The sequence below is a fragment of the Rubrivivax gelatinosus genome (assembly GCF_016583785.1).
In the GTDB taxonomy this organism is placed as follows: Bacteria; Pseudomonadota; Gammaproteobacteria; order Burkholderiales; family Burkholderiaceae_C; genus Rubrivivax; species Rubrivivax gelatinosus_B.
In genome coordinates, this window is the sequence record NZ_NRRU01000184.1 from 1 (window position 1) to 4,459 (window position 4,459).

Sequence of the window (4,459 nt, forward strand, 5' to 3'; positions counted from 1 at the left end):
GACGCGCAGCGTTATCTCGCGCTCGCGGTGGCAGCGACCGAAACCCGCCGGCCGCTGCTGATCGTGACCCACGGCGTCTCGGGCAGCGGCAAGACGATGCGCACGCAGGCGCTGGTCGAGCAGTTCGGCGCGCTGCGCGTGCGCGCCGACGTCGAACGCAAGCGCCTGTTCGGGCTCGCCCCGCTGGAGCGCCCGGATGCGGCCCTCAAGCCCCGGCTCTACGGCGCCGAAGCCGGCACCGCCACCTATGCGCGGCTGCTCGAGGCCGCGGCGGCGCTGCTCGACGGCGGCTGGCCCGCGGTGCTCGACGCGACCTTCCTGCACCGCCCTGCGCGCGACGCCGCGCGCCGCTTCGCCGCGGCCCGCGGCGCCGGCTTCGTGCTGCTGGACTTCGGCGCCGACGAGGCCACGCTGCGCGAGCGCGTCGCCGCACGCGCAGGCCGCGGCGACGACGCCTCGGACGCCGACCTCGCGGTGCTCGAAGCCCAGCTGCGCGGCGGCGACCCGCTGGCGGCCGACGAACTCGCCGACACCTGGCCCGTGCCGCCCGACGGCACACCCGACTGGGCGCGCCTGCTCGCCCGCCTGGACGGCACCGGCAGGGTGTGACGCATTCGGCGCCAGCGTCGGTTTCGAGCACCCGGCCCCGCGCCCCATTGCCGGCCGTCAAACCCGGAGCCGGCACGAGTCGCGAGGATCGCGTCCGCCAAGGCGGCCGCGGCACCCCGTGCGCACGCCAGAAGAACGACATGAGCGCGCTGAGAGTCACCGATCCTTTCGATCCCGAACCGGCGGCACCGCCGGTTCCGCAGCTGAGCTGGCCGCAACGGCGACCGGGCGCAGCCGTCGCCGAGACCGAGAGCAGCGAGGCGCGGCAGCAGGACGAACGCGCCGAACGCAGCTGGCGCCGCCACGCCCGGCCGGCGCTGCAGCGCGCCTGAGCCGCAGCGCCTGCACCGGCCTTGCGCCGGCACAACGACATCGGCCCGAGCGACGTCGACCATGGGCTTGCCACCCCACCCGTCCCCGGGAGGGCGCCAGGCCACCCGGGGGGAGAGCATGATGAAAAGCATCCTCGTCCACCTCGACGCATCGCCGCGTTCGGCGCAGCGCCTGGCCCTCGCCCACCGTCTCGCGCGCCAGCACGGCGCCGGGCTGACCGCTGTCTTCGCGGTGCTGCCGGCAATGGTCGCGGTGCCGTTTTCGGCGGCCGAGGGCGCCTATGCCGCGACCTCGCTGCTGGAGGAAAGCGAACACCAGCTGCGCGCCCGGGCGCGCGCGATGTTCGAGCGCGAAGCGGTCGCCGGCACGCCGATGCAGTGGCTCGAGGTCCGCAACGACATGCTCGAGACGGTGATGGTCGAGCACGCCCTCTTCGCCGACCTGCTGGTGCTGGGCCAGCACGACCCCGACGACACCGAGGCCGGGTCGGTGCCGCGCGGCCTGGTCGCCAGCCTGGTGCACGACAGCGGCAAACCCGCGCTCGTGCTGCCGGCCCAGGACGCGCCGGTGACGCCGGGCCGGCGCGTGCTGATCGCATGGAAGCCGACGCGCGAGGCAGCGCGTGCCGTCAGCGCCGCGCGGCCCTGGCTGCTGGCGGCCGAGCAGATCGACATCGCCTGCACGCTGGCGCGGCGCGACGACGAACGCACCGGTACCGGCGCGCTCGAACGCTGGCTGCGCCGCAGCGGCGTCAGCGCGCCGATCCGCAGCCACGGCCTGGCCGGCACCGGCGTCGGCGAGGCGCTGCTGTCGATGGCCGCCGACACCGATGCCGACCTGCTGGTGATGGGCTGCTACGGCCACAGCCGGGCACGCGAGCTGGTGCTGGGCGGCGTCACGCGCACGGTGCTGCGCGCGATGACGCTGCCGGTGCTGATGGCGCACTGAGCGCGCGCCGCCGGTGCCGCCTTTGGAGAGCCCACTCTAGGAATAACGCGCTTCCTGGGTGGTCCTCTCTAGGCCCCGGCCCGAGACTGGTGGCGTGAGGAAATCCACAACCAACCCACGGAGGCCAGCCATGTCCACCCATGATCTCGCCAGCGTCACGCTGAAGACGATCGAGAACTACCGCAGCGCGGCCGAGAAGACGGTCGCGGCCTACCGTTTCGGCGGGCACCGCCTCGTCGGGCTGGTCGACGGCATGATCGAGAAACGCTTCTACGCCCGCACCGCACGCTTCGCGCCGCGCACCACCGACCGCATGAACGCGGTTCGGGGCAGCGTCACCGGCAGCGTCGAGAAGGGCATCGACGAAGTCGCCGACCGCGCCGCCAAGCTCGTCGACCTCGGCGGCGACACCGCGGCCGCGCAGATCGGGAAGATGGTCGATCTGGCAGCCGGCGTCGACAACACCCTGCTGGCCAACGGGCTGCACACCGCCGCCAAGCTGACGCTGCCGGGCGCGAAGATGGCGCTGAAGGTCTCGAGCACGGTCGTGCGCGGCGCCGAACGGCTGGCCGACGTCGCTGGCGCCAAGCCGCGCAAGGCGGCGGCACGCAGCATCCCGGTCGGCAAGAAGCGCAACCGCGCGGCGCCCAAGGAAGTGGCGGCTGTGCCCAAGCCGGCAGCGCGACGCGCTCGCAAGGCGGTCGTCGAAGCGCTGAAGCCGGTCGAGGCGGTGGTCAAGGCGCCGCGGCGCGCGCGTACGCCCAAGCCGGCAGCCGCGGCGCCCGCCAGCGCCTGATCGCCACCACCGCGGCCTGAGTGCCGCAACGCCGAGGGGCCCCGCGAGGGCCCCTTTTTCATGCCGGTGCGGAGCGGCAGGCCCGCCGGACCATTGAAAATGACACAGCGACCCAGCATTCGCAGCAGTTGTAGTAGCATTCTTATCAAGCAGTGACGCAAAATAGCCGAAGACTCAGGCAGCCCTCATCACAACGATCCGGACTCTGTCAGACATGATCTTCGCCAATCTAAAGATCACGACCCGCCTGGCCGCTGCCTTTGCGCTGCTGACCGCGTTGCTGGTCGCCGTATCAGGCGTGTCGCTGCTGAAGGCCGGCAACCTGCGTGACGCGACCGAGTCGGTCGTCAGCAACTGGTTGCCCAGTGTCGAAGCCGTCAATGCCCTCGAAAGCCAGCTCGGCCGGCTGCGCCTGCTCGAGATGGAGCACGTGGCCAACACCGACGCGGCCAAGATGGCCGAGGTCGAACGCCGCCTCGACGAGGCACGCAAGGCCTTCGACCGCCAGCACGCCGACTACGTCAAGCTGATCAGCAGCCCTGAAGAAAAGAACCTGCATCAGCGCTTCGAGCAGGAATGGGCGCAGTACCTGAAGCTGCAGGCACAGGCGCTCGACCACTCGCGCGCCAACCGCAACGACGAAGCCAACGGGGTCCTGCTGGTCGATGGCGCCCAGGTCTTCGCCGCCGCCGAGGCGACGCTGGAAAAGCTGGTGCAGATCAACCACCAGGGCGCCGTCGGCGCCGGCGAGGCGGCTGCGCAGGCCTACACGACGGCGCGCGACGTGCTGCTGGCTGCCACGATCGTCGCCATCGCGCTGTCGATCGCCGCCGCCTGGTGGCTGATCCGCTCGATCAGCACGCCGCTGCGCCGGGCCGTCGAAGCGGCCGACCGCGTCGCCGCCGGCGACCTCAGCCACACCATCGAGTCCGACTCGCGCGACGAAATCGGCCTGCTGCTGGCGGCGCTGCAGCGCATGCAGCAGCAGCTCGCGGGCACCGTCGGCACGGTGCGCGCCAACGCCGAAGGCGTGGCCACCGCCAGCGCGCAGATCGCCCAGGGCAACTCCGACCTCAGCCAGCGCACCGAGGAACAGGCCAGCGCGCTCGAGCAGACCGCCGCGACGATGGACGAGCTCGGCGGCACCGTGCGCAGCAACGCCGAGAACGCACGCCAGGCGAGCCAGCTCGCCGAAGGCGCCTCCAGCGTCGCGTCACGCGGCGGCGAAGTGGTGCACCAGGTCGTCGGCACGATGCGCGGCATCGAGGCCAGCTCGAAGAAGATCGCCGACATCATCGGCGTCATCGACGGCATCGCGTTCCAGACCAACATCCTGGCGCTCAACGCCGCCGTCGAGGCGGCGCGCGCAGGCGAACAAGGGCGAGGTTTCGCCGTCGTCGCCGGCGAGGTGCGCAGCCTGGCGCAGCGTTCGGCGCAGGCGGCACGCGAGATCAAGAGCCTGATCACGAGCAGCGTCGAGCAGGTCGAATCCGGCACCACGCTCGCCGACCGCGCCGGGCAGACGATGGAGGAGATCGTCGTCGCGATCCGCCGCGTCAACGACATCGTCGCCGAGATCAGCTCGGCCAGCTCCGAACAGAGCAGCGGCATCACCCAGGTCGCGCAAGCCGTCAGCGAGATGGACCGCGCGACGCAGCAGAACGCCGCCCTCGTCGAACAGAGCGCCGCGGCCGCCGAGAGCCTGCGCCAACAGGCCGACGAGCTGGTGCACACCGTCGGTGCCTTCCGGCTCGGCGGCCGCGGCGCTCTGTT

Annotated in this window: 5 protein-coding genes; all 5 read left to right on the forward strand. The window is 72.0% G+C overall.

Translation table 11 applies throughout. The features are described 5' to 3' along the window. On the forward strand, positions 1-609 hold a 609-nt coding region (locus CKO43_RS25005), incomplete at its 5' end, for an AAA family ATPase (RefSeq protein ID WP_200380362.1). 140 nt (positions 610-749) lie between these two features. Further along, positions 750-941: a hypothetical protein gene (locus CKO43_RS25010; RefSeq protein ID WP_200228793.1), complete on the forward strand. Its 192-nt coding sequence runs from the start codon at positions 750-752 to the stop codon at positions 939-941. 121 nt (positions 942-1,062) lie between these two features. Further along, positions 1,063-1,890, forward strand: coding sequence for a universal stress protein (locus CKO43_RS25015; RefSeq protein WP_200380363.1), 828 nt, complete (start codon positions 1,063-1,065; stop codon positions 1,888-1,890). 130 nt (positions 1,891-2,020) lie between these two features. After that, positions 2,021-2,686 (forward strand): hypothetical protein, encoded by a 666-nt coding sequence (locus tag CKO43_RS25020; RefSeq protein WP_200228798.1) that lies wholly within the window; start codon positions 2,021-2,023, stop codon positions 2,684-2,686. A 214-nt stretch (positions 2,687-2,900) separates the two neighbouring features. Further along, positions 2,901-4,459 (forward strand): methyl-accepting chemotaxis protein (locus CKO43_RS26255; protein WP_200380364.1); only part of this gene is annotated, 1,559 nt, incomplete at its 3' end.